Genomic DNA, 23,687 nt, shown 5'->3' with positions numbered 1-23,687 from the left:
TGACCTTGCCAAGGAAGGAGGACCCTAACCCTATCTGGTTTAGTATGGTGAAGAAGAAGTTTAGACGCCCTGATAATTTCAAAAAAGGAGCCGGCATAAGCTGCCGGCTCCTTTCCTATAGTCCACGCTGCTTACTTGTCCACGATGCTTACTTCCCCACGACCCTTACTTACGGGTCATTTCCTTCAGTACGGATTCGATCGCTTCCAGCGTGATGTCTACTTCCTTGTCGGTATGGCTGTAGCTGAGGTGGTTGCGCTTCAGGTTCATCGGCATTTTGTAGATGCCTTTTTCGATCAGCTTTTTCCGGTACGTGACGTAAAACTCGGCGTCGTTATGCTGCAGGTCCGTGTAGTTTTTCGGTTCGAAGTCCATGAAGTACGTCGTCCAGGTCGAGCCGAAGCCCGCGACTTGACCGGTGATGCCCAGACGGTCCAGGATACCGCGAATTTCCGTACGCATCCGGTCGCCGAGGCGGAAAATGTGCTCATGAACCGGCTCGTTCTCCATGACCTCGATCGTGGCGATACAAGCGGCGGTGCCAACGGCATGACCGTTGTACGTGCCCGCGAACCACACGTCGCCGCCCGGCTGCGTGTTGAAGCGCTGCATGTACTCTTTCTTGCCGGCTACGGCTGCGATCGGGAAGCCGTTGGCCATCGCTTTCCCCATCGTCGTCAAATCCGGAGTAACGCCGGCCACTTTCTGGTAGCCGCCGAGGTTGTGGCGGAAGCCGGTAATGACTTCGTCGAAAATAAGCAGTGCGCCGTTGGCGTCACAAAGCTCGCGAAGTCCTTCCAGGAAGCCCGGCTGCGGCATAATGATCCCGATGTTGTGCGGAATCGGTTCGAGAATGATGCAGGAGATCTGGTCCTTATTCTCCTTGAACGTCCGTTCGACGTCGTCCAGATCGTTGAAGGTGCAGACGAGCGTATTGTCGATCGCTTCTTCGAGCATGCCCGCCGATCCGGGATCGCGCTTGCCGATTTTGTCCCAGGAGCTGAGCATGTTGCGGGCGACGTAATCGTGCCAGCCGTGGTAGCAGCCTTGGAACTTGATCAGCTTCTGACGGCCCGTTACGCCGCGTGCCAGACGAATGGCGTGGAACGTCGCTTCCGAACCGGAGTTTGCGAACAGCACTTGCTCGGCGGAAGGAACGTGTTTGTTGATTTTGCGTGCGGCTTCGATCTCGAGATCCGTCGTGCCTACGCCATACATATCGGTTCTGCTGAGAGCCTCGATCACTTTGTTGTTGACGTAAGGAAAGTTGTGACCAAGAATATAAGGGCCGAAAGCAGCCTGGTAATCGATGAATTTATTACCGTCGGCGTCATAGATGTAGGCGCCTTCCCCACGGGTAAATACGTGAAACGGTTCGACGTTTCTTGTGGCCGAATGAACGCCTCCCGGCGTATACAAATTAGATTCCTGACGAAGTCGAGCGCTGTTGTTCATGTCGTTCCTCCGTATGTTCAATATATTAAATTCCATTCAATAAGTTGATTATAAGGCGGACTCAAATCGGAAGTCAACAGCCGATTGACTGAAATCGCCGTGCTGGTCCGATGAGTAATATCCTTTACAGATAGCGGGCCAATGAATATGAAACGATTGCGCTTTATCAATTGACAATAAAAAAGGGATTCCACTATTATTATATTGAACATTGTTCATTATATTAAGTTATCTATCCGAATCAGATGTCGGAGGAGGAACCTACAGAATGAAGCTTGCCGGTAAAAAAGTGCTGATCACAGGCGGCGCACAGGGGATCGGGCAAGGCATTGCCGAGAAATTCGCCAAGGAAGGCGCTGACCTGTTTCTACTCGATGTCAAAAGTGAAGAGCTGAAGCAAACCGTGGAGCAACTGCGAGCCGAAACTTCATCGCAGATCGAAAGTCTGGTGTGCGACCTGAGCGATCTGGACGCCGTACAGGCGGCGGCGGATCGTGCCTGGGAGCAATGGGGCGGGATCGACATCCTGATCAACAATGCGGGAATCGCGTTTCGCGAGCCGTTCACCGGCATATCGCTCGCTACCTGGAAGAAGATTATGGACGTCAACGTCAACTCGATGTTCGTGCTGAGCCAGTCGATCGCAAGCAAGATGCTGGAGCGCGGCCAGGGCGGATCGATCGTGAACATGGCTTCCAAAAACGGTCTGGCCGGCAGCTCGATGCTGGCGCACTACAATTCGTCCAAAGGCGCGGTCGTGCTGCTGACCCAGTCGCTCGCCGTCGAGCTTGCGCCTCGCGGGATTCGCGTGAATGCGGTCGCTCCCGGCTTCATCGATACGCCGCTTGACCGCAAGCTGAAGCAGCTGGACCAGTCGCTCGATTTGACGGCACGCACACCGATGGGCCGTACCGGGACGGTGGAGGAAGTCGCGAACGCGTTCCTGTTCCTCGCTTCCGACGACGCTTCTTATATTACTGGCACGACGCTCGTCGTGGACGGCGGCCATCTGGCCAACGCAGGCGAGCTGTGAGCATAACGAAAGGGGAGGGACCGGCCTTGAAAAAACAGCCGAAAGAATATTCGGTTCCGGCCATCGACAAGACGGTGGCGATCCTGAATGCACTTACCGAGCGGCAGCTGTCGATTCAAGACATCCATTCCACCTTGAACGTACCGAAGTCAACCGCTTTTGTCATCTTGAATACCCTCGAGCAGTATTCGCTGATCCAGAAAACGCCGGAAGGCAAATACCGGCTCGGTCACGGCGTGCTTCGCTGGGGAATCGGATATATGAAATCGATGGATCTCGTGTCGATCGCCCGTCCGCATCTGGAACGGCTGGTTGCGGATACGCCTTATACCGCGCATCTGGCCGTCGCCGAGAAAGACAAACCGGTTTATGTCGATAAGGTCGAGGGCAGCGGGTTCGTCCGGTTTGCTACGAAAATCGGGCAGACGCAGCCGCTACACCAGTCGGGCGTAGGCAAGGCGATCGCTTCCGGCATGACGCCGGAGGAGATCGAGCATGTCGTGCGCGCCGAGCTGGAAGCGGCTCCGGATAAGATAAGCAAGGCGCTGGACAAGATGATGGAGGATGTCCGGCACGTGCAGCAGTACGGCTATTCGATTGAGGATGAAGAATTCGAGGAAGGCATACGCTGCATCGGAGCTCCGATCCGGGGCGAGAACGGGCAGGTGTTCGCTTCCATCAGCATCACCTCGCTTAACAAGGACCTGCCGGCGACGAAGTACCAGCAGATCGGCAATTTGCTGAAAAGCACGGCTGACCGGATCTCCGCGGAGCTGGGGTATTTGCCGGATGAAGCATTGCCGGGCGAAGCGCCGGGCAATCAGAGCACAAGATCGTAACTTGCAGATGCCAGGACGGCATCGTTTTCTATACGTGCGAGTTCAAAAAGTCCGGTTTTCAGCACCGAGAAGATGGGATGAAGCAAGGAAATGAGGAGCGGAGCGTAGTGAAGCTACGTGAGCACCGGAAGTTCCGGCTGAATTCCATATTCGATGTCGAGTACGCTTTCGGATCGGCTTCGTGATCAAAAGTGGACTTTTTGAACATCCTCTATACGATGAAACGGAGTGGATCAGGGTGACGTTAAAGGTTGGGATAGTCGGAGCAAGAGGCCTGAGCAATCTGCTGGGCTTCCGGGCGATTCCGGACGTAGAAGTAACCGCTTTATGCGATTTGCACGAGTCGTTTCTCCAGGAGCAGGCACAGAAATTCGGAATTCCGAAGACGTACCGGATCTATGAAGACATGCTCGAGTCCGACATTGACGCAGTCGTCGTCTCGACTCCGATGCAGCTGCACGTGCATCAGACGATTCAGGCGTTGGAGGCGGGCAAGCACGTCCTGTGCGAAGTAACCGCCGGCGTGACGATGGATGAGCTGTGGTGGCTGAAGGAATCGGTGGAGAAGCATAGTGACAAGGTGTATATGTTCGCTGAGAACTACTGCTATATTCCAACCAACCAGCAGATCGCGAACATGGTCAGCCAAGGCGTATTCGGCGACATTTACTTCGGAGAAGGCGAATATTTGCACGATATCAAATATTTGACCCAAGGCTTTAACCGCCGCGTCTCCCAAGAGGATGCGTCCGCGAGCAAAACGTCCTGGCGCAATTACTGGCAGTTCGGCAAACGGGGCAATTTTTACCCGACGCACAGTCTCGGTCCGCTGATGCAATGGTTTAAAGGGGACCGGATCAAGTCCGTATCGACGTTCGCGACAGGCTGGCATACGGCGCCCGAGCTGCGGCAGGAGGACACGTCGATTACGATGTGCCAGCTGGAGAGCGGCAAGCTGATCAAGCTCCGGCTCGATTGCGTCTCGAACCGTCCGCATAACGGTGCATATTACACGATCCAGGGGACGAAAGGCTGCTACGAAGCGCCGAGAGGGCTTGGCGACGACCACAAAGTCTATATCAAGGCGGACGGGGAGCATCCGGATGACGCCAAATGGCGTCCGCTGTCCGACTTCCAGGAATATATGCCCGAGCGGTATCAAAACGTGACCGAGGAACAAAGTGAGGCCGGACACTGGGGCGGCGACTATTTTATCGTCAAGGATTTTGTCGACGCGATCCGCGGCAGCACGAAGCCGCCGATCGATGTGTACGACGCTTGCGAGTGGACCGCCGTCGCACTGCTCTCCGAGCTGTCGGTCATGAACGGCGGCAGAACGATGGATATGCCGGATTTCCGCAAATCCGGCTCGTACAAAGATCAGATCATCCGTCTATAGCGGCGGCTTACGTAGGCGCATGGCTGTCCATGCGCCTACGGCTGTCTGCGTCTGCCTCCGGGAGCCGAGGACGGATCGGCAGAACGCCGGATAATCGGATGAACCCGGGATTTCATTTGCGAAACCGCTTCCAAAACTCGCGTTAATCTGAAGAGCTGCTGGAAAAACGGCGGCAGCGAGCAGATGGAGAAAGAAACGAACGGATGGTTCGCCAAGCTGAAAAAGTAACCGCTGTACGCTGACTCAGGCAAGCGATGTAGGAAGAGGGGCGCTGCGCTGCACGTTAAGTCCCCGCCCTGACTTGACCAGCGGACGAATCCCAAAGACGCCTTCATATCCACTTTCTTGGTGGATTTGGAGGCGTCTTTTTATCCGGGACCTGATATGGCCTGTTTGCGGCTTCCCTTTGGGGTAAACTTCCCGGGTTGTTGTGCCCTAGGTTGCTGCTAGGTGGAAATAAGACGGTTGGACAATTAAACGATCAGTGCGATTGCCAGCAAGTCGAATAAGACGAGCGGGAGAATAAAGGGAGCGAAGAAAAAGCGGGTTCCGGTCTTCCCTTTTTTGCGCCGGCTTTTCTGCAAATACACATGAGTATTGGTTACTTTGACGACTTTCCCGATATGCGTTTTTCCGGATTTCATCCGGATACGTACACGGCGGTTCAGCAGCGAGCGGCAAGAATGATAGATGGCGGTCATGGCGGTCACCTCCCTCATATTCTAGTGTATGTCCGGCATCATAGATTGTGAGGGCGCGTCCAAGATTCATATGGTAAACTTTGTGTAGATCGGAATCATCAAATGCTGCAAGAAATGACAGTTCCGAACAGGGAACGATGCACTAGCGAAGGAGGCGATTCGTGTGTACATAGTAGCGAATCCGGCCCGGATACAGGGAGAACAATATATGGAGACGGTTGAAGCCGGGGCGCAAGTCGAACTGCCCGCCGGATACCGGCGATTTCTCGAGCAATATGGGCCGGGAACGTACCGGGATTGGCTGTATGTTCAACTGCCGGACCCGGAGGTGCTGAAGCCGTTCGTGGAGTACGAGTTCTGGGAGCATGACGAGGAGAGTCCGATTACGCTGGAGCAGCTCGCCGAGTGCGTGGTGACGATGTCTACCAGTGACGGCGACTTTATCGCCGTTCATCCGGCTGTAGACGGGTTGATTTGGCTGCCGCGCCATTCCGAGCAGTTGCGCGTATGGACCGTGGAGGCAGGGGAGACGTGGACGGAGACGATGGACCGGATGATGAGAGAGTCCAATGTGCAGGATGTGTCCGGTGTTGCGACTTTCGATCCGGAGAGCGAGTCGCGGCAGTTTGTATTTATGCTGCTTCCGGATGGAGGGACAGAAGCGCTAAGGCAGTTGGCTTCCGAGTGCAGCCGGCAGTTAGGCGGCTTCGACCTGGTTAAGGAAAAGGAGCACAGCTGCTATCAATACATGAAACGGATGGGCGGCTGGATTCGTTACAATTATGCGTACGGGAAAGAAGTCAAGGTCTGTTATGAGGCCGAACAGGAGCAGGTGGCGGAAACGTTCATCCGGTGGCTGGAAAGCCGGGGGTGCAAACGCCATGCTACCTAACCGGGAATCGCTCGTTGGAGGCATGCTGCGGAAATGAAGCGGAGTAATGGGGGCTATGGCGGCAGCGACGTACATCCGGTAGGTCCCGCGGTTCCGACTTTCGGATCATTTCCGGACCTGAACTTGCGCGAGTCCGGCGTCGATCGATATAGTGAAAGGAATAACTTGCGAACAAGAGGAGAACGAGACAGTGAGTGAACAAGTGTTAAAGCAAGACTTGAACGAAAAAAGCGAGTTTCAAAGGTTGTTTCAAATGTACTTGTTGTTTGAAGAACAAGCCGAGCGGCCGGATGCGGCAACGATCCGGGAGGCGCTGCAGGCCCGCTGCGGACAGGTGGATACGGTGTCGGGGAATGAGGCGTTGTCTTCTTTTGCGATAGAGGCTTACAAAGTGGCTTACCGGGACGGGGAGCTGCCTGCGCAGGTGATGATGGCGGATGTGACCCCGTTTCAGCAAGAGACGATCACCGATCTGGAGCGCACCCAGTTCTGGACGATGCCGGATGGGGAAGACGTGCTGCAGCGCTGCCGCTACAAGCTGTTGATCAGCGACTTTATGGCGGCGGGGCTGGACTACCAATCGCGGGCGTCCTTGCTCGCCGACTGGCTCGAAGCCGCCGTCAGCCTGTTCCCGACGTGCCAAGCGGTCTGGATTCCTTCGAGCGGCAAACTGCTGGTTCCGTCCGAGATTGCGGACAATCCGTACGAAGGAGCGAGCCGGTTTTTGCAGTTCGGCGTTAATATTCGTTTTTTTAACGTGCACGGGACCGAGGACAGTCTGATCGATTCACTTGGCTTGTTTGCGCTCGGACTGCCGGACGTCCAATACCACTTTCACACGCTGGACCCTAACGATGTGTCGCGCCATGCGTTTAATGTTGCCGCATATATATTCGAAGCGGAGGCGCCTGTCCAGGATGGCGAGACGATCGCCGGATTGCGGGACGGGGAGATGGCACAGGATGTGTACTGGACGTGTCAGTATGAGATGTCGTTGATCCAGCCGTCAAGAGACGTGATGGACGTCTGCCCCGGCGAATATGCGGCGGGAGGACGGGAATGACGGACGAGATCGGGCAACTGTCAAGGCAGTGGAAGGAAGAAGGGCTGCGCTACGCTTCTGAAGTGAACGCCTTCGTACGACACGGCTTGGCAAGCAATTGGCAAGAGGCCGGCGCGGAACCTTCGGAAGATACGCGAGGTGAACTGGCGTCCCGCGTGTTCCGCTACATCCAGCAAGCGAATCGTTCCGGGGATACGGAGATGTTGCGGGAACGATTTCCTCCCGCCTCCTGGCCGTTCAACAAGTCACACCAGCAGCTGATGCGGGCGGTGCAGCCGATTGCGCTGCTCACGGACGGCAGCGCGCTCCTATCCGGACGCAACAAGGACCAGACCAATGCGATCTATGTGGCCGACCTGGAACGGGTCACGCAGGTGGAGCATCTCCGGGCCGCGAGCTGCTCTGCGGATGGGCGGGATGTCGCACTGATGGACGAGCGAGGCGTTCAGGTCGTTCGCGAACCGGATCGGACTTTGCATGGACAGTTACTCGCTTCCTATACGTGGGAGGACATCATACGTCGCTTGCAGGATCGGTACCCGGCGATCGAAACGATTCAGGAACAGAGCTACCGGACGGCGGATGTCATTCCGTTCGCGGACGGACAAAAGCTGCTTTTTGTATCGCATGACGGCATCTACCTCATCGAAGAGAACGGGGTGCTCCTGCTTCATCCGACGGAAGAGGAATTGCAGGAACAAGCGGACGGGGAAGGGCTTAACGCGTCGCTGTCGATGCCGCATGGCGCAGTGTCCAGAGACGGCAAATGGATTGCATTCGGCAGCCAAGGCAGCGAGCATTTACTGCTCGATGTGGATCGCAGAATCGTATACCCGATTGAGCCGGCATCGAGCTACCCGCACTACTGTTTGTTTTCGAGCAGCGGTCAGCAGGTCTGGTTCAATGCGTGCCATTTCTACAACGGAGATACGATCCGGGTGTCGCTTACCTCTCTCGAAGCCGATATAGAATCAGGGGATTGGCCGTCGATGAACGGCGAGATGCGCGTGTATGCCGGGGTTGCGCTTCGTGAAGGGAATATTCTCGGAGATGCTTACGGATATTTGCGGTTGATCGATCATGAGGGGCAAGAATTGTGGCGGTACCACGTCTCGGGTACGATAAGCGGAATGGCGCTGAGCCCGGACGAGAAGACGCTGCTCGTAGGAACGTACAGCGGGATGTTGCACTGGGTCGATTTGACCGCGCAGGAACCGGACCCGTACTGCATCGGAACAGCGCCGATCCGGGAGATTCGCCGCTGGATTGTGTGGGAGAACAAGCAGCCGCTGCTTTGGTAACGGATAGGTTTAGAAACGCATCATAGACAAGCAGAGGAACGTGACCACACTCTTTGCTTGTTTTTGTTTATCTCTTCAGCCTTCTAAAGGAAGTAAATCAAGCACTAGGAAAGGGGAGCTTTTATGTGCAGATATGCGATGTACGGCCCCTATAAGGATGTGTACGCCTGTTTTCGGTGCCCACCTGCAGTACCGTTCGGAGGGAGAGCGGCTGTTGCAGAAGCTTTCGGTAAGGGTATGATCCGCCTGAAACAAATGGACTGCCGACAGGAGTGTGAACTTGAATGCATCGTGTGAGGCCATGTGAGCCGGATGATCTGCCCGCTGTTATCCGTTTATCCCAAGCGTGGGCTGAAGAACGTATTACGAAAGGCTATGAGAATGTGAACTGGACGGAGGAAAGATTGGCTTCCAAGATGGGGAGTTACTTTTTGGTCGCCGAGCTCGAGGATCGGATTGCTGGGTATACGTTCGGAACGGTAAATACGAGCGGAGGAAGCTCGGTGATGACAACCGGAGAGAATTATTTAGAGATTTACGAAGTCTACGTAGACAAGGGGATCCGGTCCGCCGGATTGGGAAGGAGTCTGGTCAAGGCCTTGATCGAAAAAGCGAAGTCCGAAGGGGTCACCCGCGTCACAGTCGGATCATCCAATACGAACTGGAGAGAAACGGCACAGTTTTACGAGAAGCTTGGCTTCGGCATGTGGTATTTTCAGATGATTAAGTAGGTGTTCATGGAATAAAACGGTATGTTCGGATGCAGCCTGCTAAATGACGGTATTTGTCGAAAACCAATAAATAAGTATACCCCGGTATTCGTCGAATGATTTATAATAGGGACGGGACTTCAAGATCAACCAATTACAAATTCAGAGCTATAGATTTGGCTTGAAAAGGGGAGTTGGCCGCCGGCAACCCTGTTCATCCCATAGGATAAGCTCTGAAATTGTACCAGAAGAAAGGGTCATCCACATGGACAAGCTAAAGCTATGGATGAAAGCTTCCCGGTTTCGTGTCCTCCCCGTTATGGTCATTCCGGTCGTGCTCGGCGGCTTGGGAGCTTACGCGTGGGACGGCGTGTTTCATCCCGGATTGTTTCTGATTACGCTGCTCGGTGCCGGAGCGGCTCATTTATTTTCCAATATGATTAACGATTTGTGGGATTACCGGAACGGCGTGGACGTAGCGGCCAAAGAAACTGCGGCGGCGATCTCAACCAACTCCGGCTTTCTCGCAGGCGGAATCATGGCGCAGCGAACGTTCGCAGCCGCAACCTGGTCGTTGTTCGCTCTTGCGGTCGCATGCGGTGTCGTCGTCAGTTTGGCAAGCGGCTGGTGGGCTTTGGCATTTGGCGCGCTCGGGGGAGCGATCGCCTATTTTTATGTAGCTCCGCCGCTGAAATTCGGCTATCGGGGAAAAGGATTTAGCGAGATTGCGATTTTGCTTTCATTCGGCATTTTACCCGTTATGGGCACTTATTATGTGCAGGTGGAGCAATTCGGCTACCGCCCGCTGCTGCTCTCGCTTCCGATCGGGTTGCTGACGACGCTGGTGCTGTTCAACCATCATTTTCTGCATTGGCAAGCGGATCGGAAGTCTGGCAAACGAACGCTGGTTGTCGTATGGGGCGAGAAAAAAGCGCTCGTCTTCTCGAAAGGGCTGGCGGTGCTCGCCTATGTCTCGCTGATCGTGTGCGCCACTGCGGGAGCCGTGCCGTGGTACGCTTTGCTGGCGCTGATCACCGCTATTCCGCTATTGCGCGTCTATGGGACGATGAAGGACGAGAACGAGTCCAGAGCGTATCTTCCGCTGATGGGGGCGTCGCTGAAAGCTTCGGTGCGCTGCGGCGGGCTAATGGGACTTGCTCTGCTCGTTCAAGGACTGCTGCATTAATTCCGATTTGAAAACCGACAGAAGAGGTGCAAACATGGACAAACAGTTGACTTTCGGAGATTTTCATACCATCTTGTCAGAAGGAGAAGTGTGGAAGATCGGCGGGTTTCCGCTGCAGGACGGATCGTTCTGGTCGTACCGCGAGCCTAACGCCGTCGTGATCGTACGCAACGGCATTTTGTATGTCAGGGCGCCGCTCAGCCGCAGTCACGATCATGTGCAAATTCTCGACAATGCCAAGCATATGTACTACTCGGTAGAACAGGTCGAGGTGCCGGAGTCCGGCGAGGTTTGCTTCGAGCTGCAAATTCGCGCGCGTTCGCAAAATACGGCTCCCGGAGATCTGTACGACGGCTACGTTTCTCTCAATCTGCTCGACTTCACCACCGGCGGTGCGCTTGATTTCTTTGCAGGCAACGATAAATACGCGAGCGTTTATGCGGTACTCCCATTCCCGGGAGTTCAGGTTCCCGAGTCGGATAAGACGAGATATTTTTGCATTTTCAAGGAAGATACGAACTTTAAGCCAAGGGAATTCAATACGTACAAAATCGTCTACAACCGCGGCAGCGACGAAGTCGTCTTTTATGTGAACGGCGAAGAAGTGCGGCGGGACCACGATGTGCCGGTCAAGTTCAACCGGTTCACGATCGCGCTCGGCATTATGACGGAGAAGGATCTGACGCCCGAAGGCAGCGTATCCGTCCACGGCCAAACGGTCATCGGCGAATGGTCGCCTGTACAAGTGACGATTAAGGAATCATAGAATCGAGAGCCGGCCGCCGGCTTCATCCCAATTGATGAAACCTGCACCTCTTTCGGGAGGTGCGGGTTTTTGGTTTGCCCGCCGCCGCGCGGATTAACCGAGCCAATGGGTCAGCGCAATCATCGTGACCGTCCCGACGATGAACGCAAACGTAGCCGGGATCTCATGGCCGTCGCCGTGGCTCTCCGGGATGAGTTCTTTGTAGACGACATACAACATCGCTCCGGCGGCGAAGGACAGCCCGTAAGGGACGAGCATCTGAAGCTCGGTTCCGAAATAATAACCGAGGCAGCTGGCCAGCCATTCGGTCAACGCGATCATGAACGTATAAGCCAGCGCCTTGGACGGCTTGGCCCGCTGGGTAACCATAAGCAGGGCAACCAGGAAGCCCTCGGGAATGTTCTGCAGGCCGATCGCCACCGATACGAGCTGACCGAGCTGGCGGTCTCCGCTTGCCAGACTGACTCCCGTGGACAGTCCTTCCGGCAAATTATGAAGCAGCATGGCGGTCATGACGAGCAGATGAGCAGACTGCCGATCCTCCCGCGGCGGAAAGGCATGGTCCGAATCGACATGGGGAATAACCAGCTCCATGACCGTCAGCAGCACAGTGCCGAGCAGGATGCCGGCGGTCAGCACATACAGGTTCGACAGCTTAAGCGCCGAAGGGATGAGGCCGTACGTGGAGGCGGCAACCATGATGCCGGCCGTATAGGCGAGCAGCATATCCTTGGCGCGATGCGAGACGTTGCGAAGCAGCAAGGTCGGCAGTGCTCCGAGCAGGGTACATAAGGAAGAGAAGACGGTCCATTGCCAAAACATGCTCATGGCGACCTCCAGCGTCCGATTGCAAAGCTTATCTCATATATATGTACAAGTCCAAGCCGCATGCCGTTTTCGTTGCACGATTGAACTTTTTGCCGGCCCGGACGTCTATATGATGGAGAGATCAAATCACGGAGGGATTGGGTATGAAAACGATGAAGAAGACATGGTTGTCCCTTAGCGTTGCGGGAACGGTTATGATAGCAGGGTATGCGCTGCCGCCCGTGCCAGTGCTTGCCGCCGCCGCCGCGGTTCCGGTTTCCGCGAAGACGGACGGCTCCGTCCAGGCGGATTTTATTACCTCGACGGAGCTCGGCTCGAAGAGCGAATGGCTCAAGGCGAACGTAAAAGTGCCGGTGCTGCAAGGGCTCCAGGATAAAAAATATCAGGAAGAGCTGAACTATATCATCCAATCCCATGCGGAGAAGGACATTGCGAACTGGGAGAAGGAAGCGGAAGAGACCGCGGCCGACATGAAGAAAAACGGATACGAGATGCGACCGTACGAGCTGATTGTCGATTACGAACTGAAATCGGACGGCAGCGGCAAGCCGGAGGGGATCGTCTCGCTGCGAGTCGTTACATACGCCCAGACGGGCGGCACCGGTATGCCGAGAGTTGATACGTATACGATTCGGAACGAAGCGGAGGCGACCCGTGTGACGCTGGACGAGCTGTTCGGCGACAAGTATCAGGAGACGATCGACGCTTTCATCAAAGCCGAGATCGCCAAAGATCCGGATAGTTATTTTCCGGAGGAGTTTAAAGGGATTTCGGCCGAGCAGGCTTTTTATGTGGAAAATGGCGAGGTCGTCATCGTCTTCCCGAAATACGCGATCGCGCCGGGAGCTGCCGGCAATCCGGAATTCCGTTTGCCGATTCCCGGAGTCGAGACGGAGAAAGGCTCGGAAAGCGAACAGGCGAAGGAATCGTTCACGCTGTATCGGAACCAGGTTTTCGCCGATGCGAGCGGCAACACGATGATCCCGCTCCGGCTGGTCGCCGAGCGGATCGGCTTCGAGATCACGTGGATTCCCGATACGATGACCGCCGAGCTGAAGAAAGGGCCGAACTGGACGACGGTGACGATCGGCAAAGACGCTTATTTCTTTGCCCGGATGGCTCCGATGCCGCTGGGGGCGGCTCCGGTATTGGTCGAATCGTCCGCGTACGTGCCTTTGAAGTTCGTGACGGACATTTTGAAGGCGGACTTGAAAGAGGAGAACGGTTCGATCGTAATCTCATGGTCCTGAGTGTCAGGCTGTAGCGACTTGCCTTCCTGTTGTTCCATCCTTCAATGGATAAACCTATCGGTCAGGCGGAGCGATGAAGCTCCGCCTGTTTGGGTTGATTCATAAAAATACAATCTGTTACAATAACAGCAACAATGTCTGTGGATGAAGCGGAGCGTAGAAGATGAGAAGAAGACCGACCAAAGAACAGTTTCAGCAGCAATTGGAGCAGATGGTTCAGACGATCCGGGACGATATTATTAAAGGCGTATATCCGGCCGGGGACTATTTGCCGTCGGAGAAAACGCTCGTCTCCCAGTTCGGGATGAGCAACAACTCGATCCGCATCGGTCTTGAACAGCTTGTAGAGGAAGGCTGGATCGAGAAAGTGGCGAGGTTGGGCAACCGGGTAGCTCCCGGACGTCCACCGGTGAAGCTGAAGCTGCTGTGCAACGAAATGCCGCTGCGTAATTTGAAGCTGAGGCAGCTGCTGGATGGATTTCATAAAAAGTACCCTTGGATTACAGTAGAAACGACAGTTACTGCGGGGCTGCTCGGTTTCGGGAACAAGGAGGAGCCGATTCCCGGCGATGTGGTGCTGCTGACCAGCTATCAATTCCAGCAGGCGGCCGAGGAAGGCAAAACCGTATGGCTGGAGGAGACGGCGGAGAATCCGGCTATTTATCCGCAAGTGAACGCGTTGTACCGTCATAAGGACGTGATGTACATGCAGCCGCTTATCTTCTCCCCAATCATGCTCTGCTACAACAAATCCCACTTCCGCGAAAGCGGACTGCTGGAGCCGGACGGCAGCTGGAGATGGGACGATCTGATCCGGCATGCCGAGCTGCTGTCGGACGGCAAAAGCCGTTACGGCTTCTGCTTCCATATCCCGGACGGGAACCGCTGGCCGGTCTTTTTGCTGCAAAGCATGGAACGGTTCGAATGGGACGAGAACGGCAAGCTGAAGGACATACGCGGATCGAAGCTGATGGAAAGCATTCAAATTTGCAAACGGATCATCCTTAATGCGAAAGCGTTTCCCCGTTACTTGTCGGAAAGCAACGACGATATCGACAGAATGTTTATGGAAGGCAAAGTGTCGATGACCTTAACCAGCTATATGGCGCTGAACGGGCTTATCGATTCCGGACTGGAGTACGACGTCTCGCCTATGCCGTTTATCCGGGAGATGCGGACGCTGGGCATCGCCTTGGGCGCCGGGGTGCTGCGTCAGTCCGGCCGCAAGGAGGAAGCGGCGCTGCTCGTCGACTATTTAACGTCCGTGGAAGGACAGACGTTTATCCGTACGAATACGATGAGCGTTCCGAGCGTGGGGAATTTGCCCAGCCCGCCGGAAACCGGCGGAATGTACCGGCCGTCCCGGGCGATGATGTACAGGGAAATTCTGTCCTCGCTGCGCACCCACGGCGAACTGAACGTATCGCTTCAAACCCTGTACGGCATCGGTAATTTGCTGAAAGGGTATTGGGCCGATCTGATCGACGAGGAGGAGCTGTGCAGCCGGCTCAGTGACCAATTGTCCAAGCCGCAAACAATCCGGGAGGCGGCGCCTGCCGGTGACTGGGGATAACGGGACGTGAAGTCCCCTGATTAAAAGGTTGACGCCCCGAACTTTAACTAAGCTCGAGGGCGTTTTGTTAACGATTCGCCGGAATGTTTAAGCTCGCTATTAAGATCGCTAAAGCGTTGAAGCGAACCGAGGTATTCGGAACCAAGTTATCCTATCAGAAAAGCTGCTCTTACGCAGGGCCATTCGTCGCGGCGAGTGGCTTCGTTTAGAAGCTTTTCTTAATCCGCCAGAACGTTTATGTTTTTTTTCATACTAAAGGGAAGGGAAGAGATTTCCTTCCTTGGCGTTAGGGAACGTATACTCAGGTCCGATGACTAACGAATCGGATCGTGCTTATGGCTGAAAAACGACGTTATTCCAGACGTAACGAATCCGGGTATCGTTATCGAACCGAAAGTGGAATAAAACGATTCGATTCGCGGGAATAACCATACAAGAGTTCGTTACAAATTCAAACGTCCGCATTCGGCTCTGATAACGACTGCTGAGCTCGTTAGCCATACCGGCGCATGATGACAACACGACTGAGGCCGAGCGGCTGGAGCAAAGGGACCTATTCCCTTCCAACGTACAAATAAACTTTATGGGTTTGCACGTCAAAGGACCGTCCGGACGGTTGCCGGACGGTTGTTCATAATGGTTACCAACGAAGACAGGTGAGGAAAACTGTGAGCCTATGGAAGGAAGTTTGGTTATCGCTTGTGACGATTCCTAGTAGCGGAATCAGAATATATAAAAGATGAGACCTTTCCCCTCGGCTGCAGTTTGGCTGTAGAAACGGCGGATTTCGTTATAATACTGCAGGATGTAGGCAAAGAACTCGTCTTGATCCTCGTCTGAAACTATGTCAGGATCAAGAGGATATACCTCCTCCTTGACCATAGCCGGGAAATCATACCGCAAGCGGAGCTGCGCTTCATCCAGCTCGGATATAGCCCGGGCCGCTTCTGCAACTTGCTCGCCACGCAACACAAACGCCCCGAATGAGCCGAAATCGATGCCTTGGTCCGACGTTATCGGAACAACATACCCAAGAGGGGGCTCTCCATCGGCAATATTTCCGCAAAGCAAGAAGTGAATCGCCTCCCAGGATCTATCGATGTCCAGTCCGGGATAATCGTCCACTCGCAAATTTTTCAGTGCAACTTCGCCTGCGGCGGTTTGCTGTACCAGTTTGTCATCCAGAGCAAAGTAATATCCGCGCATTGCCAAGTTGTCATCCCTCATTCCACTGTAGTGACCTATACTGCTTGGATTAATGTAACATCCAGGAAATGTGTATTTCGAGCCATGGACATAAACGTCAGGTCTAATCCATTTATCCAACACTCCCGACTCCGTCTTCAAATGGGTCTAAAGACCCGGAAAACAACCAGAAACACAAGGATGCACAAAGGTAGAGCAATTCCTAAAAACCCTTATGGAAGCAGGTTACCGGGCATCGCGAATTACTTATAGCCATCTCCCGGGCGGCAGTGGTTCGAGCTTCCAACGGCGCCGCCGTCAGCAGCAGCTTTCCTTGCCCGTTCGCTATGCCAAGTGTCTAATATTCTGATTCACCGTTTAAGCAACCACGTGTTCATCAAGCGACGGTCCCGGAACCCAACCCTTAAACGGTTGTCTAGTGGGAGTTTCCGGCCTTTTCTTCATCTTCAAAGTGTGGTTTGCGGCACCAGGGAAACAGTCGGCAGGTCATGAAGACAGTGAAACTGTATGTAACTCATAAAATTTATATTAATTTATACTTGGTTTATAAAAATACGAATTGACAACGGTTTCAAACGTGATAAAATGAAATTTAGATTCAGGAATTGATACTAAAATCACAATTGACTTGTATATATTTAATTTTTATGAGTCACATTGTTGGGGTGTTGATTTCTGTCAACAGGTCGAGTCATCACAAAGGGAAGCGGGCGCCGCAAGCGTTGTCGGCATCCGGTTGAACGAAGCACAGGATACAAAACAGGGGGTAGAGGATGTATGAAGGTAAAACGGTATGGCGGTCTAGTGATGGCTGCGAGTCTGGTTGTGCTGACAGCGTGCGGTGGCGGTAATACGCCGCCGGCGGCCAACGCTCCGGCTCCGGTTGAAGAGAAGAAGAAAGATCCGGTCGAGCTGGTTTTTTATTCGCAGGTCGCCGATTACGACCAGACGTTTATGGATACGTTCGGCAATATGATCCAGACCAAATTCCCGCATGTAACCGTCAAGCATCTGCCGGCAGGCAGCAACAAAATCGCCGACGTCGTGGCCAGCGGCCAGACGATCGACGTCATGTTTATGTCCATCGGTCAGGCGGACAGCCTGACTACGTACGATTATCAATACGACATCTCCGAGATGATCAAGACGAGCAAGTACGATCTGTCCAAGCTCGAGCCGTCGGCCGTCGAGCTGCAGAAAGGATTTGCGAATAACGGGATGTACGGCTTGCCGGTATTTACGAACACGCTCGGACTATTCTATAACAAGAATTTATTCGATAAATTCGGTGTGGAATATCCGAAGGACGGTCTGAACTGGGATCAGCTTAAGGACCTCGCCAAGCGGCTGTCCCGTACGGAAGGCGGAGTCAGCTACAAAGGGCTGGTCATGTCGTCGTCCGCCAACATCGTGCTGAACCAATATTCCGCGGCATATATCGACCCGACGACCAAAAAATCGATCTTCACCACCGATTCGTTCAAGAAGGCATTCGAGTTGTTGACGAGTGTATCGAAAATTCCCGGCAATGAGCTGACCGCTCAAACCTGGAGCTTGGCGGAGCAGCAAAAAATGTTTTTCCAGAACCAAAATGCCGCGATGCTGCTCCACTTCGTCGTGTTGTCGCTGTCTACGCTTAAGGACCAGTTCGACTGGGACATCGCGACGTTCCCGCAACTGGCGGATAAGCCGGGTGTCGGTCCGCAATCGTACCCTACGTATTTTTATGTAACGAAAACGAGCAAGCATAAGCAGGATGCGTTTGATGTGATCGCCTATTTGACGACGGAGGAGTTCCAGAATCATCTGGCCCAAAAAGGAATGCTGCCGATCCTGAAAGACCGCGTCGCGGGCATGTCTCAGTTCGGGCAAGACGTACCGACTTTGAAAAACAAAAACGTAAAGGCGCTGCTGCCCGAGAAGTTCGCGCCGTCCGCTCTGACCAAAGTAGAAGTAGTTAAAGCGCAATCACCCGGGCATACGGCCTACTTCGAAGCTTACCAAAACACGGTGCTTGGACAAAAGGATACGAATACGGCGCTTCGCGAGGCGGGAGAAAAGCTGGACCAGAAGCTGGCGGACCTGTTCAAGTAACGAAAGGAGCGAGCAGTATGGCAGGCATACGCCTATAAGCCGAGTTCGTACGGTGCGAACGGGCTTGTGTTCGGAGATCAGGAGCTGGCGGTCAACCCGCCGGCTCCGGTTCGTTAATCCGGCACTGCGGAGAAGGACCAAGGGTACGAAGCTTCATAGCAGCAGGTGCTATCGACACAGAGAGAGGGAGACGGAAGATGAAAACATACAGAGCCGCAATTATCGGTGCAGGAGTGATCGCCAAAGTACATGCCAAAACGTTGCATGAGAATGCGAGGACGGAGCTTGTCGCCATAGCAGATATCGCGGAAGAGCGGGTCCGGGAGCTGGCCGCCGCCTACGGAGCGGCGCCTTATACGGATTACCGCGTCATGATCCGGGAGCGGGCCCCCGATATTGTCATTATTACGCTGCCGCATCATCTGCACCAAGAAGCGGCGATCGCATGCGCCTCGCTGGGCTGTCACGTGCTGCTGGAGAAGCCGATGGCGCTTAACGCGGCGGAGTGTGCGGATATTATCGAAGCATCCATTGCCCATAACGTAATGATGGCGATCGGACATATGCAGCATTATTACCCGGCCAATCAGAAAGCGAAGGAGATCGTCCGTTCGGGACGGCTCGGCCAACTGGTTGCCATTCATGACCGCAGACACCATCCGTACTTTTTGCCCGAACGTCCGGCGTGGTTTCTTGAGAAGTCGCTTTCCGGGGGCGGAATCGTCATCAATATCGGCAGCCATTCGATCGATAAAATCCAGTGGCTGACCGGGAGCGCGGTTCGCCAAGTGAAGGCGAACCTGACCTTTTACGGCGATCGCGGCAATGTGGAAGGCAGCGGCATCATGTTTATGCAGACATCGGCAGGCGTGACGGCAACGGTTTCTTTGTGCGGGTATCGCAATATTACGGCTAATGAGACGGAGCTGCTGTTCACGGGAGGACAACTGAAAATCGCAGGCAATAAGCTGTGGGTGTCCGGGAGCGAGCGCGAATATGAGGAGATCCTTTTGGATGAGCCGGTCGAGCCGTTTCAAGCCCAATGGAACGATGTTCTAAGCGTTGTGGACAAAGGGACCGGATATGTGGAAAGCGCGGTGTACGGGCAATCGGTGTGTGCGGTTGTAGATGCGGCATACCGCTCTCACGAGTCAGGGGCGGAGGAATTGGTCACCCAGTTCGCGGATTCCCCGGCCGGCGCCGCCCGATGAGTGGCCGGAAAATTCGGAATAGGGTATAGTAGGGGGAAACGTGAGGGAGGTTCGGCCAATGGGGAATGAATTCTACCATAAGCTGGGCGCTGCTTTTCTGTTCGCCGCTGCTATCATCTATATGGTGGAACGGCTCGGACAGAAGCTGGCGGGGCTGGCTGTCGGCGAGGCCGGTTTCTTCAGCAATCTATTTGTTCCTGTATTTGCGTTGATCGGTATCGTCATCTTTGTATTCGGCTTTCCGGGCAGCCGGAGATGACAGGCGGGCGTAAAGGGTCCCGGGCGAGAGAAAGAGCGGTTAGACGCTCTTTCTTTTGTTTTTTGCACGACCGGAATGCAGATGGGGCTGACCTAATATTGCGAGGAAAACCGGATAAGGTTGGTTTGTACTCCTTATTTTGTCCGAATCCAGCCTGCACGGGGGAATAGGAGCGATTTGAAGCTTTTATTTCCGCGAAAGTGGCGTTGGACTCGACCTGTTGGTTGAAATAAGAGGTCCAAACAGCCTTTAATCGTTACATTTTTCCAAAAAAGCCGAAAATAAAGGGTGCCAAAGGCTCTTATGGTAGGGGAGTTAGCCCGTACCGCAGTGAGAATAGCCCTGCATGTACGCTCGGTTCCGGACAACTGAACAACACCGAATCACCGGGTTCGCTTGGAGAATCTAATCCACAGCGTGATGTAGAGAAGTAACAAAACAAGGCTGGCGACCGCAAAGAAAAGGCTGAGGAGCAAAGGCTCGATCGTCGTGTAAGAGAGTAGAGCCAGAATACCGAGCAATCCCATATTTTCTTTGTTATATTTGGCAAACCGGATTTTCACCACCCGGTATCCAATAAGGGCAAGCGAAGACAAATAAACCGCAACGGCAAGTATGGAAAGCATCTGATACGCCTCCTCGTTCAAAATGATCGTGGGCCTGCCGGTTAATCGGTCTGATCTGGCGCGCTTAACCGCTCGTTCACATCCGAGCCGGACTGCCGGATCCGCAAGTGCAGAAAACGCATCCTCAGCACCAACCGCCCTCCTATCCCTTCTTCCATACCCTATTGTAGTCTATTTTTTCCACCCAGGTAACCATTCTTGAAGAACGGATTTGCGCACCGTGTCGTCTGCTTCTCCCAAGGCCCCCCTACTTCTCCCCCGAGCTCCGAATATGTATGAACGTATACATAAAAGGGGGACCTCACAACATGAACAGACGGCTGCAGCCTTTGGCGAACGTAATTCGTCTCTTTCGGGGACAGCTTAAACCTAAAAGGAAGTCTCGTTCCCTGCCCCGGTTCCGCATAAGTAAAGCAATGGCGCTTGTCGCCGTCGTCTCGGTGTGCGGGTCGGCCGCGCTCGGCGCTATCTTCTGGGTCCGCTCGCTCGATATCTCGAAGCTGGCCAATCCGCTGCTGGCGCCGACCCAACTGATCGATAAAAACGGCGGGCTCGCCTCGGAAATCTCTTCTTCCAAAATCGTTCCGGTCTCGCTCGAACGCATCCCGCTTCATCTTCAGCACGCGATCGTCGCGGTGGAGGATAAACGGTTTTACGACCATGCGGGTGTCGACGCCATCGGCATCCTGCGCGCCTTGATGCAAAATCTGAGAGCGGGAGGAGTCGCGGAGGGCGGCAGCACGATCACCCAGCAGCTCGCGAAAAACATGTTCCTGTCGCACGATCAGACGTTATCCCGCAAAGTGACGGAAGCGGGGTATGCGTTCAAAATCGAGCAGACGTACGATAAAGAACGAATCCTGGAGACGTATCTGAACCAGATCTATTTCGGCGAAGGCCAGTGGGGCATTCAAAAGGCCGCCAATACGTACTTCGGGAAAGACGTCGCCGATCTGACGCTGCCGGAGAGCGCGATGCTGGCCGCATTGCCGAAGGCGCCGACCCATTATTCGCCGTTCAAAAATAAAGAGAAAGCGCTCGAGCGGCGCAATCTCGTCCTGGACCTGATGCTGGCCGGAAAATATATCGGCGAAGACGATTACCGCAAGGCTGTCGCCACGCCGATCGTCCTAGCGGAACTTCAGCAAGAAAGCCTGCGCGGGTTGTATCCGTACTATATGGATCAAGTGATCGAGGAAGCGATTGAACAATACGGGTTCACCGAGCGCCAACTGCTTGCCGGCGGACTTCGCATCTATACCCGTCTCGATCCTGCGGTGCAAGCCGCTATGGACAAAGCGTTCGGCAACGACTCGTTATTCCCGAAGAGCGCCCCGGATCAGCTCGTGCAGAGCGGCGCCGTCATTCTCGATCCGTATACCGGCGGAGTATTGGGACTGGTCGGCGGCCGCGGCGAGCATGTATTCCGCGGCTTCAACCGGGCGACTCAGTTGAAGCGGCAGCCGGGCTCCTCGTTCAAGCCGCTCGTCGTATACGCTCCTGCGCTGGAGCAAGGGTACGGTCCGAATTCCAAGCTTTACGACGGTCCGCTGGATATTAACGGCTACAGGCCGACCGATTGGGATAAACGGACCCGTGGCGAGGTTACCATGCGCGAAGCGGTGATCCGCTCGTGGAACATCCCTCCCGTCTGGCTGCTGAACGAGATCGGTTTGCAGACCGGCCAGGCGTTCGTCCAAAGGTTGGGGATTCCGCTCGCGAAAGGGGACAACAACCTCGCGATTGCGCTCGGCGGATTGCAGGAAGGCGTATCCCCGCTGCAGATGGCGCAGGCTTACGGGGCATTTCCGAATCTCGGATCGATGATGCCCGCTCATACGATCGAGAAAATAACGACGGTTGACGGGCGGGTATTGGCCGAAGCGAAGCCGTCTCCGGTAGCCGTGATGTCGCCGTCGACCGCCTTCGCGATGACGGGCATGTTGATGGACGCCGTCCGCGAAGGGACCGGCTCGAACGCGGCGATGAACCGTCCGACCGCCGGCAAGTCGGGAACGACTCAACTGCCGGCCGGCGCGCCGTTCGAAGGGATCGAGGGCGGCTCGAAGGACGCCTGGTTCGTCGGGTATACGCCGGAGCTGGTCGGAGCCGTATGGATCGGGTACGACCAGACCGACCAGAATCATTATCTGAACATATCGGGCGGGTACAGTTCCGCGATCGTTTTCCGCGAAATGATGAGTTCGGCGCTTCAGGACGTGCCGGCCAAGTCGTTCAGGCAGCCGCCAGACCCGGGGAAACGCACTGACTCGTTTGTTCCAGGTAAAGGAAATAGCTCGAAGGACGACGAGCAGAAGAAAGAGCCGCCAGGCCAGAAGAAAAAAGAAGAAAAAGAAAAGGAAAAAAAAGAGAAGGAGGAGAAGCGGAAGCGCGAGGAAGAGAAGCGCAATAATGACCGCAAGCCGGGTGAAAAAGAGGACGATGATGACGACTGAGCCGGCAGGGGAGCCGGAAACGCAGAGCAGCCGGGTTCCAGATAGGGAAACCCGGCTGCTCTGCGTTTAGTCTTCGAAGCTGTTTGTAAACTCGTCCAGACTGCGGTCGGCTTTGCTTTGATTGCACAGGCTGCAGGCGCAGACGCAATTGGCCGGAGTCGTATGCCCTCCTTTGGCCCGGGGCAGCAGATGGTCGATCGTATCGCCGTATTCCCCGCAGAAATGGCATGTATAATTGTCCCGCGTCAAAATATAACGGCGGAAGTTTTTGTTGCTGTAAATCCGGCGTATCGTATGCCGGTTCACGACGATTGCGGCCAGCTCCCGAACGAGCGTCACCGCCGTCTCGAGATCGGTCTCCTGATGCCAGCGGCGTCCTTTGTCCGTCTTGCCTCTCATCCGGATGATGCCTTGACGGGTCGGCACGAGCACCGAGGCGTCGGGTCCTTCCGGCTTCGGCGGCAGGGGAGGCATTGGCCTCTTCGTTCTGCGTTTCGGCGTTTCGGCGAGAGGCGGCCCGGCAGATGCAGATGCCTCTTTTGGCTCAGTAGGCGGCAAGGGCTCCGGCTCCGACTTCATCTGTTTCCGGCACGACCGGCAGGTGCCGCGGCGCGAAGATTTCCCGGCGCGTTTGCCGCTCCGCCGGAGGAAATGGGACAGCGGCTTTATTTGGTTGCAGCGCGAGCAGTGCTTGCCGGGAAGCGGATCGCCGCCGGCTGCTTGATCCTGCTCGGTTGTTGGGGCATTCGGATCGATGATGTCCACCTCAAGTTTTATTGTCCGTTCGTTTGCCGAATAACGATCGATATAGCCTGCCAGTATGTAGGAAGGATAAAGGA

At 54.8% G+C, this 23,687-nt stretch carries 21 protein-coding genes; 15 read left to right on the top strand and 6 right to left on the bottom strand.

Annotation, left to right across the window (positions count from 1 at the left end; translation table 11 throughout):
- Nucleotides 1-165 precede the first annotated feature (165 nt).
- Nucleotides 166-1,455: an aspartate aminotransferase family protein gene (locus IDH45_RS26555; RefSeq protein ID WP_190931171.1), complete on the bottom strand. Its 1,290-nt coding sequence runs from the start codon at nt 1,453-1,455 to the stop codon at nt 166-168.
- 268 nt (nt 1,456-1,723) lie between these two features.
- Here IDH45_RS26555 and IDH45_RS26550 point away from each other — a divergent pair, with 268 nt between their 5' ends.
- The 3 genes from IDH45_RS26550 to IDH45_RS26540 all read left to right on the top strand — a co-directional run bounded on the left by IDH45_RS26550 (nt 1,724) and on the right by IDH45_RS26540 (nt 4,726).
- The gene (locus IDH45_RS26550; RefSeq protein WP_190931170.1) at nt 1,724-2,488 is read left to right on the top strand and encodes an SDR family NAD(P)-dependent oxidoreductase; all 765 of its coding nucleotides are present in this window, start codon (nt 1,724-1,726) and stop codon (nt 2,486-2,488) included.
- A 26-nt stretch (nt 2,489-2,514) separates the two neighbouring features.
- Nucleotides 2,515-3,327, top strand: coding sequence for an IclR family transcriptional regulator (locus IDH45_RS26545; protein ID WP_190931169.1), 813 nt, complete (start codon nt 2,515-2,517; stop codon nt 3,325-3,327).
- A 238-nt stretch (nt 3,328-3,565) separates the two neighbouring features.
- Nucleotides 3,566-4,726: a Gfo/Idh/MocA family protein gene (locus tag IDH45_RS26540; protein ID WP_190931168.1), complete on the top strand. Its 1,161-nt coding sequence runs from the start codon at nt 3,566-3,568 to the stop codon at nt 4,724-4,726.
- Nucleotides 4,727-5,199: 473 nt separating this feature from the next.
- Here IDH45_RS26540 and IDH45_RS26535 read toward each other — a convergent pair whose 3' ends face one another.
- Complete coding sequence (locus tag IDH45_RS26535) at nt 5,200-5,427, bottom strand: hypothetical protein (protein ID WP_190931167.1); 228 nt, start codon at nt 5,425-5,427, stop codon at nt 5,200-5,202.
- Between the two features lie 163 nt (nt 5,428-5,590).
- Here IDH45_RS26535 and IDH45_RS26530 point away from each other — a divergent pair, with 163 nt between their 5' ends.
- From IDH45_RS26530 to IDH45_RS26505, 6 genes are all read left to right on the top strand, one after another.
- Nucleotides 5,591-6,319: a hypothetical protein gene (locus tag IDH45_RS26530; RefSeq protein ID WP_190931166.1), complete on the top strand. Its 729-nt coding sequence runs from the start codon at nt 5,591-5,593 to the stop codon at nt 6,317-6,319.
- 190 nt (nt 6,320-6,509) lie between these two features.
- Nucleotides 6,510-7,382: a DUF4261 domain-containing protein gene (locus tag IDH45_RS26525; RefSeq protein ID WP_317891293.1), complete on the top strand. Its 873-nt coding sequence runs from the start codon at nt 6,510-6,512 to the stop codon at nt 7,380-7,382.
- Complete coding sequence (locus tag IDH45_RS26520) at nt 7,379-8,683, top strand: WD40 repeat domain-containing protein (RefSeq protein ID WP_190931165.1); 1,305 nt, start codon at nt 7,379-7,381, stop codon at nt 8,681-8,683. Before IDH45_RS26525 ends, IDH45_RS26520 begins: the two co-directional genes overlap by 4 nt.
- Nucleotides 8,684-8,967: 284 nt before the next feature.
- The gene (locus IDH45_RS26515; RefSeq protein WP_190931164.1) at nt 8,968-9,414 is read left to right on the top strand and encodes a GNAT family N-acetyltransferase; all 447 of its coding nucleotides are present in this window, start codon (nt 8,968-8,970) and stop codon (nt 9,412-9,414) included.
- Nucleotides 9,415-9,658: 244 nt separating this feature from the next.
- Nucleotides 9,659-10,579 carry a prenyltransferase gene (locus IDH45_RS26510; RefSeq protein WP_190931163.1) on the top strand — a complete coding sequence of 307 codons (921 nt, stop codon included), beginning with the start codon at nt 9,659-9,661 and terminating at the stop codon, nt 10,577-10,579.
- A gap of 34 nt (nt 10,580-10,613) precedes the next feature.
- Nucleotides 10,614-11,345 carry a DUF6081 family protein gene (locus IDH45_RS26505; protein WP_190931162.1) on the top strand — a complete coding sequence of 244 codons (732 nt, stop codon included), beginning with the start codon at nt 10,614-10,616 and terminating at the stop codon, nt 11,343-11,345.
- A gap of 93 nt (nt 11,346-11,438) precedes the next feature.
- Here the strand turns inward: IDH45_RS26505 and IDH45_RS26500 are convergent, their stop codons facing one another.
- The gene (locus tag IDH45_RS26500; protein WP_190931161.1) at nt 11,439-12,173 is read right to left on the bottom strand and encodes a ZIP family metal transporter; all 735 of its coding nucleotides are present in this window, start codon (nt 12,171-12,173) and stop codon (nt 11,439-11,441) included.
- 143 nt (nt 12,174-12,316) lie between these two features.
- On the opposite strand from IDH45_RS26500, the gene IDH45_RS26495 reads away from it, so the two are divergent.
- Both IDH45_RS26495 and IDH45_RS26490 read left to right on the top strand, forming a co-directional pair.
- Nucleotides 12,317-13,423 carry a stalk domain-containing protein gene (locus IDH45_RS26495; RefSeq protein WP_190931160.1) on the top strand — a complete coding sequence of 369 codons (1,107 nt, stop codon included), beginning with the start codon at nt 12,317-12,319 and terminating at the stop codon, nt 13,421-13,423.
- Between the two features lie 163 nt (nt 13,424-13,586).
- Nucleotides 13,587-14,996: an extracellular solute-binding protein gene (locus IDH45_RS26490; protein ID WP_190931159.1), complete on the top strand. Its 1,410-nt coding sequence runs from the start codon at nt 13,587-13,589 to the stop codon at nt 14,994-14,996.
- Nucleotides 14,997-15,719: 723 nt separating this feature from the next.
- Here IDH45_RS26490 and IDH45_RS26485 read toward each other — a convergent pair.
- Nucleotides 15,720-16,202, bottom strand: a complete 483-nt coding sequence (locus IDH45_RS26485) for a YfbM family protein (RefSeq protein ID WP_223836985.1) — start codon at nt 16,200-16,202, stop codon at nt 15,720-15,722.
- A 777-nt stretch (nt 16,203-16,979) separates the two neighbouring features.
- Between IDH45_RS26485 and IDH45_RS26480 the strand changes: the two genes are divergently transcribed.
- From IDH45_RS26480 to IDH45_RS26470, 3 genes are all read left to right on the top strand, one after another.
- Nucleotides 16,980-18,296: an ABC transporter substrate-binding protein gene (locus tag IDH45_RS26480; RefSeq protein WP_190931157.1), complete on the top strand. Its 1,317-nt coding sequence runs from the start codon at nt 16,980-16,982 to the stop codon at nt 18,294-18,296.
- Between the two features lie 197 nt (nt 18,297-18,493).
- The gene (locus tag IDH45_RS26475; protein WP_190931156.1) at nt 18,494-19,507 is read left to right on the top strand and encodes a Gfo/Idh/MocA family protein; all 1,014 of its coding nucleotides are present in this window, start codon (nt 18,494-18,496) and stop codon (nt 19,505-19,507) included.
- A gap of 58 nt (nt 19,508-19,565) precedes the next feature.
- Nucleotides 19,566-19,766 carry a hypothetical protein gene (locus IDH45_RS26470; RefSeq protein ID WP_190931155.1) on the top strand — a complete coding sequence of 67 codons (201 nt, stop codon included), beginning with the start codon at nt 19,566-19,568 and terminating at the stop codon, nt 19,764-19,766.
- 383 nt (nt 19,767-20,149) lie between these two features.
- Here the strand turns inward: IDH45_RS26470 and IDH45_RS26465 are convergent, their stop codons facing one another.
- Nucleotides 20,150-20,392, bottom strand: a complete 243-nt coding sequence (locus tag IDH45_RS26465; protein ID WP_190931154.1) for a hypothetical protein — start codon at nt 20,390-20,392, stop codon at nt 20,150-20,152.
- A 308-nt stretch (nt 20,393-20,700) separates the two neighbouring features.
- Here IDH45_RS26465 and IDH45_RS26460 point away from each other — a divergent pair, with 308 nt between their 5' ends.
- The gene (locus IDH45_RS26460; RefSeq protein WP_190931153.1) at nt 20,701-22,848 is read left to right on the top strand and encodes a transglycosylase domain-containing protein; all 2,148 of its coding nucleotides are present in this window, start codon (nt 20,701-20,703) and stop codon (nt 22,846-22,848) included.
- A gap of 66 nt (nt 22,849-22,914) precedes the next feature.
- On the opposite strand, the gene IDH45_RS35105 is transcribed toward IDH45_RS26460, so the two are convergent.
- Nucleotides 22,915-23,604: an HNH endonuclease gene (locus tag IDH45_RS35105; RefSeq protein ID WP_190931184.1), complete on the bottom strand. Its 690-nt coding sequence runs from the start codon at nt 23,602-23,604 to the stop codon at nt 22,915-22,917.
- Nucleotides 23,605-23,687 lie beyond the last annotated feature (83 nt).

Origin of the sequence: Paenibacillus oceani, assembly GCF_014705615.1 — a bacterium.
In the GTDB taxonomy this organism is placed as follows: domain Bacteria; phylum Bacillota; class Bacilli; order Paenibacillales; family NBRC-103111; genus Paenibacillus_AB; species Paenibacillus_AB oceani.
This window is presented reverse-complemented; position numbering and strand designations above follow the sequence as displayed.